At 33.8% G+C, this 19597-nt stretch carries 19 protein-coding genes; 16 read left to right on the plus strand and 3 right to left on the minus strand.

Annotated features, from left to right (window positions below):
* Window positions 1-19 precede the first annotated feature (19 nt).
* From AABK36_RS21515 to AABK36_RS21540, 6 genes are all read left to right on the plus strand, one after another.
* The gene (locus tag AABK36_RS21515; RefSeq protein ID WP_309942073.1) at window positions 20-2515 is read left to right on the plus strand and encodes a heavy metal translocating P-type ATPase; all 2496 of its coding nucleotides are present in this window, start codon (window positions 20-22) and stop codon (window positions 2513-2515) included.
* A 127-nt stretch (window positions 2516-2642) separates the two neighbouring features.
* Complete coding sequence (locus tag AABK36_RS21520) at window positions 2643-3092, plus strand: NADAR family protein (RefSeq protein WP_309942070.1); 450 nt, start codon at window positions 2643-2645, stop codon at window positions 3090-3092.
* Window positions 3093-3171: 79 nt separating this feature from the next.
* The gene (locus AABK36_RS21525) at window positions 3172-3549 is read left to right on the plus strand and encodes a hypothetical protein (protein WP_309942069.1); all 378 of its coding nucleotides are present in this window, start codon (window positions 3172-3174) and stop codon (window positions 3547-3549) included.
* A 42-nt stretch (window positions 3550-3591) separates the two neighbouring features.
* Entirely contained in the window at window positions 3592-4002 is a 411-nt protein-coding gene (locus tag AABK36_RS21530; protein ID WP_309942066.1) for an META domain-containing protein, read from the plus strand.
* 208 nt (window positions 4003-4210) lie between these two features.
* Window positions 4211-5332, plus strand: a complete 1122-nt coding sequence (locus AABK36_RS21535; protein ID WP_309942061.1) for a hypothetical protein — start codon at window positions 4211-4213, stop codon at window positions 5330-5332.
* Window positions 5333-5514: 182 nt separating this feature from the next.
* Window positions 5515-6087, plus strand: coding sequence for a hypothetical protein (locus tag AABK36_RS21540; RefSeq protein ID WP_309942057.1), 573 nt, complete (start codon window positions 5515-5517; stop codon window positions 6085-6087).
* Window positions 6088-6858: 771 nt separating this feature from the next.
* On the opposite strand, the gene AABK36_RS21545 is transcribed toward AABK36_RS21540, so the two are convergent.
* On the minus strand, window positions 6859-7281 hold the full coding sequence (locus tag AABK36_RS21545) for a hypothetical protein (protein ID WP_309942055.1): 423 nt from the start codon (window positions 7279-7281) through the stop codon (window positions 6859-6861).
* A 380-nt stretch (window positions 7282-7661) separates the two neighbouring features.
* Here AABK36_RS21545 and AABK36_RS21550 point away from each other — a divergent pair, with 380 nt between their 5' ends.
* The 8 genes from AABK36_RS21550 (at window position 7662) to AABK36_RS21585 (ending at window position 14729) form a co-directional block, all read left to right on the plus strand.
* Window positions 7662-8453, plus strand: a complete 792-nt coding sequence (locus AABK36_RS21550; protein ID WP_309942054.1) for an SDR family oxidoreductase — start codon at window positions 7662-7664, stop codon at window positions 8451-8453.
* Window positions 8454-8744: 291 nt separating this feature from the next.
* Entirely contained in the window at window positions 8745-9269 is a 525-nt protein-coding gene (locus tag AABK36_RS21555) for a hypothetical protein (RefSeq protein ID WP_309942052.1), read from the plus strand.
* A gap of 160 nt (window positions 9270-9429) precedes the next feature.
* Entirely contained in the window at window positions 9430-9828 is a 399-nt protein-coding gene (locus AABK36_RS21560; RefSeq protein ID WP_309942050.1) for a hypothetical protein, read from the plus strand.
* A gap of 173 nt (window positions 9829-10001) precedes the next feature.
* Window positions 10002-10673, plus strand: a complete 672-nt coding sequence (locus tag AABK36_RS21565) for a hypothetical protein (protein ID WP_309942048.1) — start codon at window positions 10002-10004, stop codon at window positions 10671-10673.
* A 51-nt stretch (window positions 10674-10724) separates the two neighbouring features.
* Window positions 10725-11564, plus strand: coding sequence for an RHS repeat-associated core domain-containing protein (locus AABK36_RS21570; RefSeq protein ID WP_309942047.1), 840 nt, complete (start codon window positions 10725-10727; stop codon window positions 11562-11564).
* Window positions 11503-12111 carry a hypothetical protein gene (locus tag AABK36_RS21575; protein ID WP_338390330.1) on the plus strand — a complete coding sequence of 203 codons (609 nt, stop codon included), beginning with the start codon at window positions 11503-11505 and terminating at the stop codon, window positions 12109-12111. Before AABK36_RS21570 ends, AABK36_RS21575 begins: the two co-directional genes overlap by 62 nt.
* 1132 nt (window positions 12112-13243) lie before the next feature.
* The gene (locus AABK36_RS21580; RefSeq protein ID WP_309941185.1) at window positions 13244-13588 is read left to right on the plus strand and encodes a contact-dependent growth inhibition system immunity protein; all 345 of its coding nucleotides are present in this window, start codon (window positions 13244-13246) and stop codon (window positions 13586-13588) included.
* 748 nt (window positions 13589-14336) lie between these two features.
* Window positions 14337-14729: a hypothetical protein gene (locus AABK36_RS21585; RefSeq protein WP_309941182.1), complete on the plus strand. Its 393-nt coding sequence runs from the start codon at window positions 14337-14339 to the stop codon at window positions 14727-14729.
* 170 nt (window positions 14730-14899) lie between these two features.
* Here the strand turns inward: AABK36_RS21585 and AABK36_RS21590 are convergent, their stop codons facing one another.
* The gene (locus tag AABK36_RS21590) at window positions 14900-15688 is read right to left on the minus strand and encodes a hypothetical protein (protein WP_309941180.1); all 789 of its coding nucleotides are present in this window, start codon (window positions 15686-15688) and stop codon (window positions 14900-14902) included.
* 167 nt (window positions 15689-15855) lie between these two features.
* Window positions 15856-17787, minus strand: a complete 1932-nt coding sequence (locus AABK36_RS21595) for a hypothetical protein (protein ID WP_309941179.1) — start codon at window positions 17785-17787, stop codon at window positions 15856-15858.
* A gap of 218 nt (window positions 17788-18005) precedes the next feature.
* Here AABK36_RS21595 and AABK36_RS21600 point away from each other — a divergent pair, with 218 nt between their 5' ends.
* The gene (locus tag AABK36_RS21600; protein WP_309941177.1) at window positions 18006-18584 is read left to right on the plus strand and encodes a porin family protein; all 579 of its coding nucleotides are present in this window, start codon (window positions 18006-18008) and stop codon (window positions 18582-18584) included.
* A 309-nt stretch (window positions 18585-18893) separates the two neighbouring features.
* Window positions 18894-19595: a porin family protein gene (locus AABK36_RS21605; protein WP_309941174.1), complete on the plus strand. Its 702-nt coding sequence runs from the start codon at window positions 18894-18896 to the stop codon at window positions 19593-19595.
* Window positions 19596-19597 lie beyond the last annotated feature (2 nt).

Below are 19597 nucleotides of genomic sequence, written 5' to 3' on the forward strand. Positions count from 1 at the left end.
AATTTTAGAGAAATTAAATATGAAACATACGTATCACATAGCAGGTATGCAATGCGACAAGTGTCGAGAAAAGGTAGAGCAGAGCCTTTTAAATGTTGATGGTGTCATTTCTGTTTCTGTAGATTTGAAGAAAGAAGAAGCGGTCGTAGAAATGAGGAACCATTTGTCCTTGGAAAAGCTTCAAGATGCATTGTCAAAAGACGGTTATGTGATTCAAGTTCTAAAGGAAGGCGACAAACCCTTACGAAAGAAAAAAGCGCAATCAAGTAACGATAAAGAGGAGGGCGTCTATTATTGTCCAATGCATTGCGAAGGAGATAAGACTTACGACAAACCTGGGAATTGCCCTGTTTGCGGTATGGAACTGGTGAAAGAACAAAACCTTTCAAGTGCTTCATCTAATCAATGGACTTGCCCTATGCACCCTGAGGTTATAAAAGATGAACCCGGATCATGTCCGATTTGTGGAATGGACTTGATTCCACTACAAGCAGATGTATCTGAAGAAGAGAAGACTTATAAAAGGCTATTAAAGAAGTTTTGGATAGCGGCTGTTTTCACATCGCCTATTTTTTTGCTTGCTATGAGTGAAATGTTTGTTGGTGATGCATTATATCAGATTGTGGATCAAAAGTATTGGAATTGGTTTCAGTTTACTCTTTCCTTGCCTGTAGTGTTTTACGCTACTTGGATGTTTTTTGAACGTGCTTATAAGAGCATTGTGACATGGAATTTAAACATGTTCACATTAATAGGAATAGGAGCGGGAGTTGCTTGGTTATTCAGTGTCTTTGGAATGATTTTTCCCGATTTTTTTCCAGAACAGTTCAAAACCGAGTCAGGAAATGTTCATGTGTATTTTGAAGCGGCCACTGTAATATTGACGCTGGTACTATTAGGACAGTTATTGGAAGCTAGAGCTCATAGCAAAACCAGTTCTGCGGTAAAGGAGCTTCTAAAGCTAGCGCCTAATAAAGCTGTCAAAATAGTTGATGGCGTAGAAGTCGAAGTGGGAATAGACGAGATAGCTTTAAATGACATTTTAAAAGTAAAGCCCGGAGACAAAATTCCTGTAGATGGCATTATCACAGAGGGAGACACAAGCATAGATGAGTCAATGATCACAGGCGAACCAATTCCTGTTAATAAATCCGTGGGAGATGCAGTTAGCAGTGGAACGATTAATGGCAATCAATCTTTTTTGATGAAAGCGGAAAAAGTTGGCAGTGATACTTTGCTTTCGCAGATTATCAATATGGTCAATGATGCTAGCAGAAGTAGAGCCCCTATCCAAAATTTGGCGGATAAGGTGTCAGGATATTTTGTGCCTGTCGTTGTATTGATCTCGATAGCAACTTTTATAATCTGGGCGATTTGGGGCCCTGAGCCTGCATATGCTTATGCTTTGGTCAATGCGATAGCTGTTCTTATTATCGCATGTCCATGCGCTTTAGGACTGGCTACACCTATGTCAGTGATGGTGGGCGTAGGCAAAGGAGCGCAAAATGGCGTATTGATTAAAAATGCTGAAGCGCTAGAAAAAATGAATAAAGTCAATACATTGATTGTCGATAAGACGGGGACTATCACAGAAGGAAGGCCAACAGTGGAGAAAATCGGCGCTTTTGGGAAAAAGTTAAGTGAAGAAGAAGTGCTTCAATTCATAGTGTCCATAAATTCAAATAGCGAGCATCCATTAGCCGAGGCTACAGTCAAGTATGGCAATGAGCGTAAAATAGAGAAATTAAAATCGTCAAATTTCAAGGCAATTACAGGAAAAGGAGTAGTTGCGCAAGTTAACGCTCAGGAAGTCGCTTTGGGAAATCCTAAAATGATGGAAGAATCGAATGCGTCTCTTTCAGCAGATTTTTTGGAGAAAGCAAAGGAATTTCAAAAAAATGGAAAGACAGTTTCATTTCTATCTGTTGATAATCAAGTTGAAGGCTATGTGGTAATAGGGGACAAGATCAAAGACACAAGCGCTAAGGCAATACATGAATTGCAGGAAAAAGGAGTGGATGTGATCATGTTGACGGGAGATAACAAAGAAACAGCAAAAGCAGTCGCCGAAGAGTTGAATCTGTCGGGCTATAAAGCGGGAATGCTTCCTCAAGACAAATTGAGTGAAGTGGATAGACTTCAAAAAGAAGGAAAAATAGTCGCAGTGGCAGGAGATGGTATAAATGACGCTCCAGCTTTGGCGAAAAGCGATGTGGGCATCGCAATGGGAACAGGTACGGATGTAGCTATTGAAAGCGCGATGATTACATTAGTTAAAGGGGATTTGAATGGTATCGTAAAAGCGCGTCACTTAAGCACGGCTGTCATGAAAAATATAAGGCAAAATCTATTTTTCGCATTGGTTTACAATACTGTCGGCATTCCAGTTGCCGCGGGGGTTTTATATCCTATTCTTGGTATTTTGCTTTCTCCAATGATCGCAGCTTTAGCGATGAGCTTTAGCTCAGTTTCAGTGATTGCCAATGCTTTAAGGCTGAGAAATTCTGATATTTAATAAAATGATGAACATGTTGAGTTATAAAATATTATAATTCATTCTTATGATTCGGTTAAGTAATTGGGTTTACTCTTGAGTGGTTTTTAGTTAAATATTATATTTGTAAAATTACAAATATATTAGAGTGAAAGATTCATTTATTAGATTTTATAGTGAAAATGCGAAATGGGGAGAATTTTCAAATTTTGCATTGTATCCGGTAAAGCTTACTGGAAAAGTATGGCCAACAAGCGAGCATTATTTTCAAGCGCAAAAATTTGAGGATAAGTCTTATCAAGATAAAATACGCAAAAGCGCTTCGCCTATGATGGCTGCCCAGCTTGGAAGATCTAGAAAAGAAAAGATTAAAAAGAATTGGGATAAGCAGAAAGACAATGTGATGTATGAGGTTGTGATGGCTAAATTTTCTCAGCATGAAGAGTTGAGAGAACTGCTTTTAAGCACTAAAGATTCCAAACTAGTCGAACATACTGAGAACGATGATTATTGGGGTGATGGAGGTGATGGTACTGGCAAAAATCGCTTGGGCAAAATTTTGATGAAAGTGAGAGAGAATCTAAGGGATGCTAATTGATTTAATGGAACAGATTATTTTGCGTTCATTTATTGAAATATATTGATTAATTTGTGATTTTTGTCAAATTGAATGATCCATGCAGAGGGCTTACTATGAAATTATTGAACTGCCAATATATAACGAGTTGAATTGGGATATGGACTTGATTATAAAGTGTTTGGAATATTTAAGATTGAGAATATCAGATAAATTTTCGGAGCTGCCTGATACTGTCGAATATGATTTGTTGGCGATGACAAGCTTTACTGGAGGACAGTATCCAGTTATTGGGATGTATAGTGAAAATGAAAGTGACTTTGATTCCGTCCCAAGTTTTTCATTGATGTATGAGCTGATCGAGCAATGGATCGATGAGATTGGAATAGAAAGTTTGAAAAAGGAAGCTTTGCAAATTGAAACCATTGATTGGGAAGATTTGAAATGGTATGGAAGTTTTCCTGATCGGAATCAATAGATTAAAGACTAAACTAATTGAATTGGAATATATATTTTATTTATGAGAGTTTTAATTTTTGTTTTTTTCATGTTGGTATTTATGAGTTGCGATAGATCCAACGATAATGATAGCGAACCTAATTCAGACATTACATCAAAAATTTGGCAGGTGGCGAAGATAAAATTGGAAAACGCTTCGACATATGTTTTGCCTGAAGAAGATTATAAGTTTGCGTTTACAAAAGATGGATCGTTTTCTTTCAATCTGGATGTGAACAATTGTTTTGGGAGTTACGAGATCAAAGGGAATGGTTTTTCGGTTGAACAGAGTATAGCTTGCACAGAAGCATGTTGTGATTCGGAGTTTGCTGAAGATATGACACATTTATTAAATGAAAGTGTAACGTACATTATTGTGAATGAAGAGTTGCGCATTGAAACTGAAAATAGAGGTGTAATCATCTTCAACTAGTTTTAACTTGATAAAAAATTACGGTAGATAGAAGAATTGCAAATGATACGATTTTGTCGAAATCCAATTAGAGATCTAATTGTTTTGATGCTTATGGTGCTTGTTTGCAATTTTTAAGAAATAGTTATGGTCGAAAAAGTACAATTGACGTTATCATTTTAACAAGATGTATTTTTTAACCGATTTTGAATATAAAATAGACAAGCATATGAAAATAAAGATAGTAACGCTGGTATTTGCATTTTTTGCGGCTATTGCAAATTTGGGCGCGCAAGATAAAGCTGCTGATGATTCTGAGATGTTGGGTTTGCCTGGGGATAATTTGGACCTTTATGCAACGCTTGACTTATTCCAAGGTTCTAAAACGATTGAAGAATTTGAGGAGTCTTTGAATAATGAAAACTCAGGTGTGAATAATCTTGATTTGGATCTTGATGGAAAAGTCGATTTCATCAAAGTGTCGACGAGACAAGAAGGCGATGACTTCACTTTTGTGCTTCAAGTGGATGTTCTTAAAGGAGAGACGCAAGATGTGGCAGTGATTTATGTTTCAAAGGACGATGAAGGGAAAGTTTCTTTGCAGATGGTAGGAGATGAAGCTCTTTACGGAAAAGATTACATTATCGAGCCAAAAACAGAAAAGCCAGCAGTCACAGCAAATCCAGCTTATTCTGGACCAGATACTGTTGTGGTGAAAAGCCAGCCGGCAACAGTTGTTGTTGTGGAATCTGAGCCTATAGTAGAATATATTTATTCTCCTGTGTATGTGCCTTATTATTCTCCGTTTTATTATGGATATTATCCTCCGTATTTTTATCCATATCCGGTGATTTCGATCAATATATATTTTGGAAGACATCGTCATCATCGATATCATTATCATGGAGGGCATTATCGACGAGGTGGAGGAAATACAGTGATTATAAACAATAGTAAAACATATAATACCTACAATGTGTCTAGAAAAACTTCCAATACTGTTATCAATAACAAAAAGGAAGGTAGTTATAAGCAAGCAAATATAACTAACAACAAGGCGAACATGAATAAGGCAAATAAGGGTAATAAAGTTGATAAGCAACAACCGTCAAAGCCAGCAAACAAGCCAGCTAATACGAAGCCGACGACTAAACCAGCGAACATGCCTTCGAATAAGCCAGCTAATGTGCCTTCGACAAAACCTGCGAACAGACCTTCGAATATGCCAGCCAATGTGCCTTCGACAAGACCTGCGAACAGACCCTCCAATATGCCAGCAAAAACACCTTCGACAAGACCTGCTAGCAGACCAGCGAACAAGCCTGCAGTAAAGCCAAGTAGAAGAATGTAATTTATTTAGTGATAATTTAAGCACTGATGATCATTTATTTATAGTTGATTGTCAGTGCTCTTTTTTTGAATGTTTTTTAGGTTCAGCGTAATATTATTGGCCAAAAAAAACTAAAGGAAGTTAATTGTCGAAGTTAGTACTTAGTAGGAAACTTTCAATAAGGTTATTTTAATTGAGGATAAATGAATTTTAGTATAAATGCGGATGATCAGCTAAGCCAGATTGTCAGAGAAAAAGGAATAGACAATTGGCTTGATTTATTGGACTTTATTAAATGCTTGCCATATGGCAGGAACAAGAATAGAAGTGATCTTAGTTTGGTTATCTCTGAACAAAAAGGCAGTTGCAGCTCTAAGCATGCTTTGCTTAAAAAAGTCGCAGATCAGAATGGGATATTGAATGTCAAACTGATTTTGGGTATTTATAAGATGAATAAGTCCAATACACCTTTGATAGGAGATGCCTTGAGCGAGTATGCTTTAAGCTATATTCCTGAAGCTCATTGCTATCTTAAAATCAATGGTGAAAGAGTAGACTTAACGACGAATAGTTCCGCATTTAAAAAGCTGGAAAAAGATATCTTGGTAGAACAAGAGATTGAGCCAGAGCAAGTTGCTGATTACAAAGTGTCATATCATCAGGCATTTATGAAAAAATGGCTTTTAGAGGTTGACACTAGCTTTGGATTTGATGAGATGTGGCGCATTCGTGAACAATGCATTGAGAATATTTCAGCTAATAATAAGCTGAGTTAGTAAATGAAAAAAGCCTATGCTTTTTTCGGTGCTAAGAATAGGCTTTATCGTTAGAAAATACTTAATCAAGAGCGATGATCGGTAAATGATTTGTAAATGAATAAAAGGATAGTGTTATTGAATCTGAGAAAATAGACTTATCATATCAAATATAATAACTGTAACTATAGAAATACCAATTATAATAAAAGTCGCTTTTTTAAGGTTGTTTATAGGCTTATAATAATTGTTAATAAGCTCATTTCTAGAGTTTTCGGATATGTCGATTTGTTCTATTATGCTGTTTTTTATGAATTTGGGAGTTGATATGATTGCAAAAATAGATAAGAGCATAAGTAGGCTAAATAAGAGATATAAAGGATGGTCGCTTAAGTCTATTGGAGTAGCTTTATTCATTTTAATGTTAGATAACTCAGAAATATTTAAAAATTTATAATAGTCATAAAATGAGAATAATATCATTGCCGCAAAGAAAATGATTGGTGTTGTGCTGATTATTTTGAAGCTTATCGAGTTAAGCTCTATTTTTTTTAGAAGCTTGGAACCGATAGAATGCTGATAATAAAAGACTTGAAAAAAATAGATAAGGCCAAGTGGTATATACATTAAAGTATGACTGATTTTCGGAAAATTAATTCCTAAAAAGTTTAAACTTGATAATATTAAGATTATACAAATAGGAGCGATTATAAAGATTAGTTGTTTATTGGTTAAAGCAGTGTTTGACATTATTCGTTGGTATTGATGATTATTAATAAAATTTTTCAAAGATTATTTTTTAATTGAAAACCCTTTAGGGGCTTTAAGTTTATCATGGTCATACATATTGATATAAATTGATAAGGTGTCTTTTGATCCTTCCCAAGTTACTCTGTAAATATCGAGCATAGCCATACCTAAAAAACCGTTTTCGCTTTTGATTGGACAGCAACTTGTTTCTCTTTCGTAATCGACTGTTTCACCATTTGGGCCAGCTAGAGCGTTTAAATATCGTCTTTCATTTAGTGGCCCTTGGCTTTCTTTTACACCTCCGACACTTATGGGATTGTCTTTTGAAAAACCATAAGAAGGGTCTGTTGAAATTTCTGTTAACAAAAATGTTTGTTGATTTAGCAAGACAGGTTTAGCTATTTTTTTGCTGGTAGAGCAAGCAGCTAGAAAAGTGACTAAAAGGGATAAGAAAAAGTATTTCATAATAGGTTTAATGTTTAGGTGAATGAATTTTATAATTGCATTAAATTGATTTATAGTTTGCTAAATGTGGTTGTATTGGATGTTTATGTGGTTTTAATTAAAATTAAATGAATTTATTTTATGTTTATTAGTAAGTTAAATAAAATATGCTGAAAATGTAGATTGTGTCACTGTAAAGTCTTGTCTTTTATGTGACATATTTTTATTTTCAAAATATCATATTTATGTGAGTAGAAGACATTATCACGATTGATTTTTTATACCATTTTATTTCCCTCTGGAGGGAATACAAGGGAGGATAATTAAGAAAGCCATAAAAAACTAATCGCGATAAACATTAGATTTTATTTTTTATTATTCAAGCACCAAATTTTTTAATTATGAATATTCTGATAACAGGAGGCAACTCTGGGATAGGGAGATGCATAGCGGAACATCTTGCAGAAAAAGGACATACAGTATTAGCGACATCAAGAAATCCGTCTAAGGCAAAACACTCCAAATTTGATTTTGTAGAATTGGATATAACTTCGGAATCATCGATCAAGAATTTAGTGGATGAACTTCAAAAAAGAAGGTTTGAAATAGACGTGCTCATAAACAATGCGGGAATAGGAATTTGCGGAGCGTTTGAAGACACACCTATTGATCTTGCAAGAGAACAAATTGATACTAACTTTTGGGGAGCCGCATCAATGACTAAAGCCTTTTTGCCTCAGATGAGGGCGCAAAAGAAAGGCAGGATTATATTTATTACTTCGCTGGCAGGTTTGATTGGAGTGCCTTACCAAAGTTATTACGCCGCTTCAAAACACGCCCTTGAAGGATTGGCTAAGTCCATACGTCATGAAGTAAAGGAGTTTGGTGTTTCAGTTTCTTGCGTGGAGCCGGGCTTTTTTAGATCAAATTTGCATCATAGTTTTAAATACGCGCCTCATTCCAATGGCCAATACGATAGCTCCAGAGAAAAGGCCCTTGAAGTATTTAGCGAGTCAATAGCTAATGCTCCAGAGCCTTTAGAAATAGCCAAGCTTGTTGAGAGAATCATTGGATCAAAATCGCCCAAGATGAGTTACAAGGCAGGTAATGACGGAAAGTTTTTGCCTTTCTTGCAATTTCTAAGCTACCGTTTATTCGAAATTGGAACCCGAAATAAGTTTAGGCTTCCATGAGTTTGAATAAAGTGATTAAGGTTTTACAATATTGAAAACATCATATTTTTCAAAACTATGCTAAACTAGCTAGTTTAAAATAAAGGCGACTTGCGGATTATATTTTGCTTCGAGAATTGATAAATAAGTTGATCGTTTTATCAAAATTGAAGAAGTTTTCATCGTTACTTTTTTTCCATTGTCAGCGCTTTGATTTTTGCGTATGTTTGAGTGAAATCTAGCGTATAGGCCTCCTGAGCTTATTTTTGGTTTATCATTGGAGGCATTAAATTTACATATTAAATATTAGTGATGGAGGATAAGTCTTGGAGAGTATTTTGTTTTTTCAGTTTTCTTTTTGTTTTGTTTCTTTTGTTTTTCACACTATCTCTGCAGATGAAGTTGCCTCATCGTCTATTTGGCGAGAAGGCTACTGCCGTTGTTAAGCATACATGGTCCTCCAAGGGAGAAAAGAGAGGAGGGAGAGGTGGCCGTAATACTTCTTCCGGATCGCCGGGAGTATTTGCCTCCTTTGAGATTTGGAATGAGGAGTCGGACAAAATGGAAGAGGTCAGCAAAGTGATTTATACAGATCAAGTGACTGATTATAAAAAAGGGGATTTAATAGAAATTAGGCATTACGGAGATTTTATATGCTTGGAAGAAGATTTAAATTATGGGTCGAGTTTTTTGTTTGGTTTATTGTTCGTAATTCCCATTGCTTTGCTCATGGGCATGCTGTGCTTGGATGCAATATTCAATGGAAACCCTTTGAATGCAATTGGCAAGTTTCTTTCCAAAAGGTTAAAAGTTAAGGTGGATGTCCACGAGGGGTAAAATGATGAGGCTTGTTTTTGAGCTAGAGGAGGAATTAGGTTTTGAGGGGAGTGATTCTGCTTAAGTTAAACCAGGAGTTCCATAACTTTTTTCAGTAGATTTAAATTCTGGAAAAACAAATAAAATCAAAACAGTTCAATTATTTAATACCCCCAAAAGAATGAAAAAAAATGAAAAATTAATATTTATTATATTAGTAGTGGTATTTACATACTTAATGTTTTTTGTAATAGCTCCTTATGCAAATAAAAAAGCTAATGAGGATCTTAGAAAATACAAATATATGGATTTCAAAAAAGAGTATAGATTTAAAGTGAAAAAAATTAAATTTACTAAAGGCTGGAATCAAATAATTACAAATAATAATGATAGTATTTTAGTAAGTTTATCTAGGCCTTCGGATGTGGCTGGAAGAGTTTATCAGTTAGATTCAATTACGAAAAATAAAAATTCATATGTCGTATCTGTTTATAGAGATGATAAATTAATCACATATAAATTAGCTAAGAAAAAAGACTTAAATCCAGAAGTTGTAGGTGAGAATGATAGAAATAAATAACCCTATGAAGTCGAGATTTAAATTAAAAAAATAACGCTGGTGCTAATGCTTAATTAATCATGACACTTGGTTTAGTGTCAAATAGGCTAATACACATAACTATGATGATAATAATCAAAATTTAACAAGTGGCTTAATTAGTTCTTGAATTGATAAAGCCTGAGGATAAGCATATGAAAAGTAAAGGAATAATATTAACGTTTTTTATTTCATTGTTTATTATTAAAAATGTAATCGCTCAGAAAGATGAAGTTAAGAGTAAGTATATTATAGTTTCATTTGAGTTAAAAAAACAAAAACCTAAGATTACGCAGGTTTTTCATTGGATAGTTGCCACTGACTCAGTAGAAGATAGAATAACTTTTGATATTTATCCTTTGTATATAGAAGAGCCTACTGATTATAATTTAAATAGGTGTATAAATGGTGATACTGTAACTGTATTTTCTGCTGCGGGGGAATTTATGTTTAGTGATGAATACAAAACACAGCTAAATGAATTAATTACAATAATAGATAGTAGAAAAATTAAAGTTCAAAAAACTACTTTGAAATGGGCAAAAGGAATTAGAGGTAAAGAAAAAGTCAGTGTTTATATAACACCTATATCTGGTATATTTTGTCATTGTTTACAAATACATAAAAATTATAAAGTTGAATTCAAGGGTTTAGTTTATATGCCTGTTTCTTCTTTTAGTTTTGACGATAAATTTTGGAATACAAAAAGTGCGAAAATTGTGAAATATGCAGATTATAGCTTAGTTGAATTTACTGGCCATTTACCTTCAATTTCGCATTGGAGATCACTTTGTCGTGTAAAAAGTAGAATGCAAGTATTTAAATGAGTTTGAGCTTGTATGGAGTAAGCTTGTATTTTTTTGCCTAATTTTTAGTAAATGATCGGAAGAACCTTCGATAGTGGAGGCTATAGGTATGGATTCCAAGGGCAGGAGCAGGACGACGAAACTGGCCTTGTGAATTACAAGTACCGTATGCACGACCCGAGAATCGGTAGGTTCTTTGCGGTGGATCCCCTTGCGCCTGATTATCCATGGAATAGTCCTTATGCTTTTAGTGAAAATGTTGTAATTGACCATGTTGAACTTGAGGGCTTAGAGAAGATTTTTTATCAATTAGCATCTGGTAATGATAAATCATTCATAAATACTTGGAATATTCAATGTAAAACATCTTTAGGTAAGGAGATGATGTCAAAATTTAAAAAACAAAAGAAGTATAATACCATATACTATCATTATGCTTCAGGTTCGCCTATAGGGTTTGTTGATGTATTTGAAAACTATGAAGAATATGAAAATACAATGGATGGATATACTGATAGAACGTCACGAAAATATGGAATCGATAAAGAATTATTTAAGAAAGCAACAGCAGATGGCAGAAAAGCAGCAGTAATAGGTATCACTGAAACGACGGAAAATTTAAAAGCTGAAGTATATGATTTAAATCATGAAGAATATTACTTTATGGAATATTTGGATCATGATGATATAAAAGGTAAAAATAATAAGGATCATATAAAGTATTATGGAATACCAATTGTTGGGGAAAACTCTTTAGACGATATAGAAGTTGAGAATAATCTTAATAAATCCAAAAAAGGTGTTGTTGTTGAGCAATTTAGACAAATAAAACAATTAGTAGATGAATTTAATGAACAAGAACGAATCAATAATATCGCGAATACACTGGAAACTTCTGAGTCTCATTATTAGTAGTTTATTTATAATTACATCATGTGATAATAATAAAAATATTAATTATTCAGAGAGTGAAACATTCTTTAATATATTTAATAGTAACCATGATCATTATCTATTTGAATATAATTTTATCTTAAAAAATAAGGGAATTAAATATGCTTTTTTTGGTCATGGAGAATTAGAATATAAAAAAGATTGTTATATAATCACTATTGAAAAACTAGGAATAAATAAAGAGGTGCTTTTTAACTTTAATTCATCAATTGGGTCGTTTAATAGTATTAAATTTAATTTTAATAATTTAATTTTTGAATTGCCGATTAAGCTGGAAAATGTATATATGAGAGGAGATGAGAAAATATATAAATTCAGATTAATCAAGTCTTATTATTATTATACTGATGAATATGATCAAATTTTATTTGCGTCTCCTCAAAAAGGATTTATTGGTGGATATTTATTCGATAATAAAAATAGTAATTATTTAATATCTAAGAGAGGAGATATATTGGAAGATTTAATAGATTATACTAATTATTCTTATAGGGTTTTAAAATAAAAATCTGTACTACCATCCGTTCGTCCCCCATTTTCTTCAAGAAAGTGTGATCGTTCGCATTTGGAATGCGAATTCCTAAAGTCGAGCATCTGTGATGCGGGGATAAGAGCAGAAAGCTGGAATACACAAAATCCATCTTGGTCATTTATCGAATGGGATGGATTTTTTATATGTTTTCTATTGTAAGTTTTCAACTTGTTTCAAATGTTGGATTTAGCTCATCATGTATCTATGTTTAGGTATTGAAGCGAAGCCCAAGTTGCAAATTTGAACTATGGGGGTGAAAACGGGACAAAAAATATTTCGCATAAGTGATGCTGATAGTTATAGTTTATTCACAACTTATTTGATAATCAAGATATTAGATATTCAGTTGAGACAAAATATGAAAGACATTGAAAAGGTAAAACAGGTTATAGATGGAAAATAAAAATCGATCAAAACAAATAATAAATAAAATAATAATATCAATAAATGTATTTCATTTTGTATTTATAGTAATCCTTTTTGGGATGTTAGAAATTTCAAGTAAATATATAATAAGTATTGCTAATTCTTTCTTTTTTAGTGATTTCACTATTATGTTAATGCTTATTTTATTATTTTTTGTAGTGATACCGGTATATTTTTATAAAAAAATATCTAAAGATATTAAATATGTTTTTATAATAATTAGTGTTTTAAATGGGGTTGTATCTATATTTTTTAGATATTATTTGTTAACCTACCTTCATTAACCCCGGCCCTTTAGTTCAAGTCTATGACTTGGACTAAATATCAGCAAATACACAAAATCCATCTTGAGCAATCGGGATGGATTTTTTATGTGTTTTCTGGTAGAAATTTTTAGTTTGTTTCAGGTAACTGATTTAGCTTTTCATGCAGTTTTGTGCTTGCGAGCATAGGGCCATGTTTAGATTTACAGTTTTGAAGAGAAGTCCAAGTTTCAAACTTGAACTAGATAGTGAAAATATGATGTGAGAGCTTATTTGGATTTCTAATTCGAATGTGTTAATTCTGGTATCTGTGATACATAGATAGGGTCGCTTAGATACGAAGCCAAATGTGATTCAAATTATTGATAATGTTATGAAGAGTACAGAAAAAGCAATTAAAAAAATGGGTAAACTTTATGAATAAAGAAAAGAAAAGTATAAGTCAGCTTGAGGGATGGTCTTGGAATGCAGAAGTGCCCGTTGAGGAAAACTCCTCTTATGAAGAATATAATTTTTATTTATTACATAATAAGCCCTTGAAAGATTATTACCCTGAGGATGTTTATTTTATGATTGGGCAAGAAAGTGGATTAAAGTTTCTTGTTCCAGTCGCGATAGAATTTGTTTCCAAAGATATATTTTTTAAGGCAGACGATTTTTCTGGTGATTTACTTAGTAGGCTTTTACGTGTTGATGATAGTTTTTGGGAGCGTATCCCTGAATATTATAAAAAAATTATTTATGTTATTGGAAAAAAATAATATTAGGATTCTTAATCTTGATTTGACAAATGAAATAAATCAAGAATTAAAATCTTTAATAAAATCCTTTATAGATGATTAATCCTTCAAATGGTACGTACGTAATCCAATGAAATTCAGTTGATTAAAGTAATAAAAACCAGTTCGAGCAGTGGGTCTCGGACTGGTTTTTATTTTTGTCTGAACTAGGATTATTATTTTAAATATACCTGCTTGGCTTTGTAGGATAGTGTAAAAAAGTATAAAAAAAGTATAAAAAAACCATGAGGTAATTTCCCCATATGATCTAAGCTTAGATTAAAAAGCATCACTAGTTCAAGATTGCATCTTGGACTAAATTCCAGTGAAAACACAAAATCCATCTTGGGCGATCAGGATGGATTTTTTATCGTAAGTTTTCAACTTGTTTCACATGTTGGATTTAGCTAATCATGCAGTTTTGTATTTGCAATTTTAGACCTATGTTTAGGCTTGTGGTATTGAAGCGAAGTCCAAGTTGCAAACTTGAACTAGATATTTTTGTATTTGCAATCTTAGGCCCATGTTTAGGCTTGTGTTATTGAAGCGAAGTCTAAGTTGCAAACTTGAACTAGATATTTTTGTGTTTGCAGTTTTAGATTCATGTGTAGATTTACGGTTTTGAAGCGAGGTTCAAATTAAAAGCTTTGATAGGGTTGAATACAAATACCCCTGAATTCAGGGATGCGCGACCATGCAATTATGTCGAATATTGGCAAAAAAGATCGACATGAGAAAGGATGCTGTAAGTTATGAAATAGGCAAGTTTGAATCGCTAATGGTAAGTTTGCGATATCTGGATTTGGCAAAAGAGGATTTTGACAAAGGAGGATTGTTGTTTCAAGCGAAGAGGGTAAAAAAAGCCTACAAGTTAGTGAAAGAGGATCTTAGATTGTTGATGTATAGATGCGACAAACGATATCTTGAGGATATAGCATACTTTTTATTCCATGTTGAGGATTGGTTTGCGGTGTATAATAAATTTACTTTTGGAAAAAATTTATTGGATCCTGTTAAATTGAATTTGATGGAGGGAATGAGAGAATATCCTGAGGAGTGGATTAGAAAAATCAAGGAAGAGTTTGACGCTCCGAATTGGAATCATGAAGAAGTAAAATGGTAAGAAATGAAGCCTTGCCTCTGAATTCTCTTATCTAAAGATATAATACCGAGCATAATTTCAGTTTCGCTTACCCCTTAAGCATTCGTCTCGCTGAATACTCGGTATTTTTTAGTTTTGCTAAATATTAAATCTAAATATATTGACCAATATATTTAGATTTAATATTTGTCTTAGATTTCATTCTTTCTTGTAAAGATTATTTTTGCGGATTCGTCTTGGTTTTGGATGGTTAATCGATCATGTTTCAGATAGAATTTTAATTCCAAAGACAGATCTTCTTTAAACTCCATAAATATGTTGCTAGCCTTTTGCAAGTAATATTTTTTGTTAAGCGACATATTAGCTATACTCGTCACTATATGAATATCTTCACTATTAGCCTTCAATTTGTTTTTGTCACTTGTGTATTGGCTGACTGTTGTATTGTAGAAAGAAATTGACTGCTCGGAAATATGCATAGTCTCCCCAACAACTTCGCAAGGTTTGTTCATAAGCGAATCGTTCAATATCAAACCTGAGATTTCCCATTGGCCGAGGATTGAGTCATTGGTTGATTTTTTATTTTCTTCTGGTATATCATTGCAATAGCTTGGATAGATGTTATTTACGATTAAAAGCTTTTCGTTGTAGTCCAGTTGAATGTCAATTTCCCCATCAATGTAATAAGGAATGTTTCTGTTTTGTTCATTGGCATCATTGGATACATGCCCGATGATATTCTCTTTGATCTCTTGAGGAGTGTTTTCTGCGGGGATAGTGTCATTGTCGTATAAAAATAGAATTTGCTCTTCACCTTCGGGTGGAGCGATAGCATAAACCCTAGCGCTGTCCAGCGTTTCAGTATAATGATGGGGGACAATATTGCATTGGCCTGGCAAGTTTTCCTCGAATTTGTCTGAACTATTTCTGCAGCTAAAAAGTGTAGTAAGCGTAGCTAATGCTAGTAGAGATTTTTTCATTATGTTGTTTGTTTGAAAGATTATATTAATCAGTGATATATTCATTTGTAATATAGTGAATATTATAATTTTTCTCTACTATTGGATTTGTAGGATATTGCCGGATAGCTTTATGGTATTGCTAATAAATGCTATGATAAAAATAAATTGAGTTTAAATGATATTTTCTATCTTGATAATAGCTGAAACACGGCGCATAGCCAACATCTAAAATCGGAAGCTCTTTTGGCAGTGACTATTTGAGGATTATGTTCTTCGACTTTCTCGACGAATTGCGATATTGGACCGAATTCTGTCGGGAGCGTTGCTATATCAACCGGTAAGTTATGTCTTTCCATGAAAGCAAACAGGAATCTTTGCAAGACTCTTCCTTTGAATTTTTTTTGAGCTAAATTTAATTCTTCTTCTAACTTATGGCCTTCAGAAAGACCAGTCATAGAATCAATGGCAAGCAGTGTTTCTTGTTCGAAATGTTGCCATTCCATATCAGCCCATTGATAGGCGGCGGCGTACTCTGCCGATTTGCTGCTAAATTGCAGATATAATTCATCGGAAAGAGGTTTAGCCAAGTGTTCTAATCTTTCATTAAGCTTTTTCTTTTGCTGAGGCAGTGATTCTTTAATCCTAAATGTTAGCGCATCGCCCTGTGTATGGTCAAAGTATGTTTCGTGAAATGTTTGTTCAGGTTGAGCACCGTACATTTCAAAGTAAAATAGTTCTTCTTTGACTTGCTGAGCCATATGAAAGCTCTTGAGTTCTTCATTGAAGCTTTCAAATTCTTTTTTTAGTTCTTGGGAACAATGTCTCATTTTACGAATGTGTTGTGAAAATTTCGAAATCAGGCATCTTCTTTCCAAGGCATTGTTGGCGAACTTTTCCTGACTAGCATCGAGGAATTCTTTGAAGAGGTCTTGGGCTTCTTTTGATTTCATGATCATTCGGTTGAATGCTCCAATCACTTCTGTTGAGTCCTCGTCAAGGCGATTGTAATTTTCGAGAGTAATCATATCATGGCCAGATTTGGCTACTACTCCTGCGAAGTGATTATTCCAACGATTGAAGACAAAGCACTCGTTGGGTACTCTATCCCAATTTTCCCAATTGAAATCCATGTGATGCATTTTCAATCCTTTATGAACTTGGTCCATGTAAGTTTGAAAATCAAATCCGTTTATTATCTCATCTTTTTCTTCAAAGCCAGCCATCATAAAAGCTTCGCCAATTTCCGGCAGAGCGTATTCGTTCACCCCTAAGGATTTTAGCATGCAGGAATCATAAGGTGTCTGAGCGTCCGAATGATTTTCTTGGGCATCATCATTGAGGCATTCTAAAAACTCCAATGGATTAGGTATGTCACAGTCTTCTGGACAACGCCTTAAAAGCCATGAGAATTTGTCTTGCATTTTCCAATTATAAGCGGGAGAGTCCGTCCATTCTTTCGATAATTGTTCAGATTCAAATATAGTTGTAAGCGTATGCGACATTCCTCTGCCGATAATTTCTTCCATGAATATGCCGCAATCCGATGACCGGCCGAGTGTTTTAGTTTTCTTTCCTTGCTTTGCCGCAAAAGTAGCTAGCAGTTCATGTTGTTTTCCTGATTCGTCGGTAACCTGCAAAATATGCGAGGGGTCAGTGATCAATCTTAATTCCACTTCGTTGCTTGATAATTTCTTATTGGACTGTTCAACAGTATCAGGACTGGCATAGAAAAGCTTTTTGTGATGCGGACTTGCTTCGATAGCCATTTCAAATGATTCTGCAACTTTTAGAGCAGGCATATCCATTCTTAGGCAAGGATGATTCTCTTTTTTGAGAACCTTGCCGTCTCGCATTCTTTTTCTTTGGAAATATTCGACAACCTCATCTCTATTCTGTTCGAAATGGCTTTGCTCGTCAATATAGTCCCCGAGATGTTTTTCTCTGTGTATTTTCTGACGATGAAAGAATAGGGACGATGATGAAAAATCATATTTGGAAGGATCGATCAATCGATAGCATTGGATCGGCGATCTAGAATTATTTATGCTAGGCGAAGAATTTCGAGATTTTAAGTTTCCAGTATTTTTGAATGGCTTACCCTTCCTTTCCTCGTACATGCTTATAGAACGAAACTCAATATTAATGGTTTTTTTCCTTTTTCAGGATTTTATATTTTTTCAATTCGTTATAAGATAATGTTTATTTATCTATAAATATAATTTTATGGTCAGTGTCATAATTTGATAATTGAATAATTAAATATATAATTTAAATTTATTCTATTTACTTTGTTTTATAACTTAGTGGTATATTTTTTAACATAAATAATTTATTAATGAAAAATGTTTTTTTAATTGTTGTTTTAAGTTTTTTTAGTTGTAGTATTATGGCTCAAGATGTCTCTTTTGGAGTAAAGGCTGGAGCTAACTTTTCTAATGCGAAGACAGAAGCCGATTCAGAAAGCGCGACTGGCGATGTAAAGGCAGGCTTGGTCTTGGGAGTTTTTTCTCGAATGATGTTGACAGATGCTTTTGCTATTCAACCTGAGATTTTATATTCTCAAGAAGGTTATAAAGATGGCAAGAATGCAAAAATGAATCTGAGTTATGTCAACATACCAGTAATGGCTAAAGTATTTCTTGCAGAAGGTTTCAATTTGCAAGCCGGGCCACAGCTAGGTATTTTGGCAGGTAAAAAGGCAAAGATTGGAGATGAGAGGGTTGATATTGATGATATGAAGAGCATCAATTTTTCTTTGAACTTTGGTGCGGGTTATGATTTTGAACAAGGGCTTTCTATTGAGGCCAGATATTGTTTAGGTTTGACTAATGTGGATGATAGTGAACTTGCAGAGTTTCTTGACATGACTACCAAGACGAGATCGTTTCAATTGACTTTAGGTTATCGATTCTAAATAGTTAATCATATGCATTTCATCATTTACAAAGTTTGAGTCTAATATAAATCAACCAAGTTTCTAGCGAGGCTTGGTTGATTTGCTTTTCACATGATGTGTTTTTATTCTGATATAAACTTTAATTTTTTTTGTTGTAAATCGAGTCGTTATAGCTTTGCACGGTAGTCTTGAATAAGATAACAGATTCATAAACATTATTCTTGGGTTGATTTTTTATTTCACTTTGAGTTTATTTTTGATTTATGTATTATACTTGTGAGTATTTTATGGATAATTTTAAATTATTTTAATTTTAAAAAGTATTATATGAGAAAATTAATACTATTGGTAAACATGATGCTTTTATTTGCAGGAGTGGTTAATGCTCAGACGATAAAATATGGCATTAAAGGCGGAGCGAATATTTCTCAACTCAAATTGGATGTTGATGAAAATTTCCAAAAGTCGATAAAGGAAAAGTATCATGAATCAGATGTGGGTGGATTATTTGAATTTGAACCCCAAACAGGTTTTATGCTTGGGGCGTTTTTAAAATACAGATTATCCAGACATATTTCTTTGCAACCGGAAATTCAGTTCAATAGATTAGGAGGGGAAATCAATAGATTAGATGTGGTGCTTAACCCTTTAGAAGAAGCTTATGTGTTGCCAAATGAGTTTTCTTACTCTTCATATCGTTTAACGTTGGACTACATTTCTTTGCCTTTAAATCTAAAGATTTATTTGGTTGAGGGATTGAATGTGCAAGTTGGACCTCAATTAGCATTTTTAATTTCAGCGCAAGAAAAGAAGCAAGATGACACAGCTGAAAATGATAAGGTTGATGTAAAAGATGGTTTTAAAAGTTCTGATTTTGGAATGCAAGTGGGGCTTGGCTACGAATTTGATTTTAATCTAGTTGCTGAGACGAAGTTTTATCATGGACAATCTAACTTCTTGACTAGCAATGATAGAGGAGATAAAATGAAAAATTCATACTTTCAATTCAATCTAGGTTATATGTTCTAGAG

This window comes from Aureibacter tunicatorum (assembly GCF_036492635.1).
Classification (GTDB): domain Bacteria; phylum Bacteroidota; class Bacteroidia; order Cytophagales; family Cyclobacteriaceae; genus Aureibacter; species Aureibacter tunicatorum.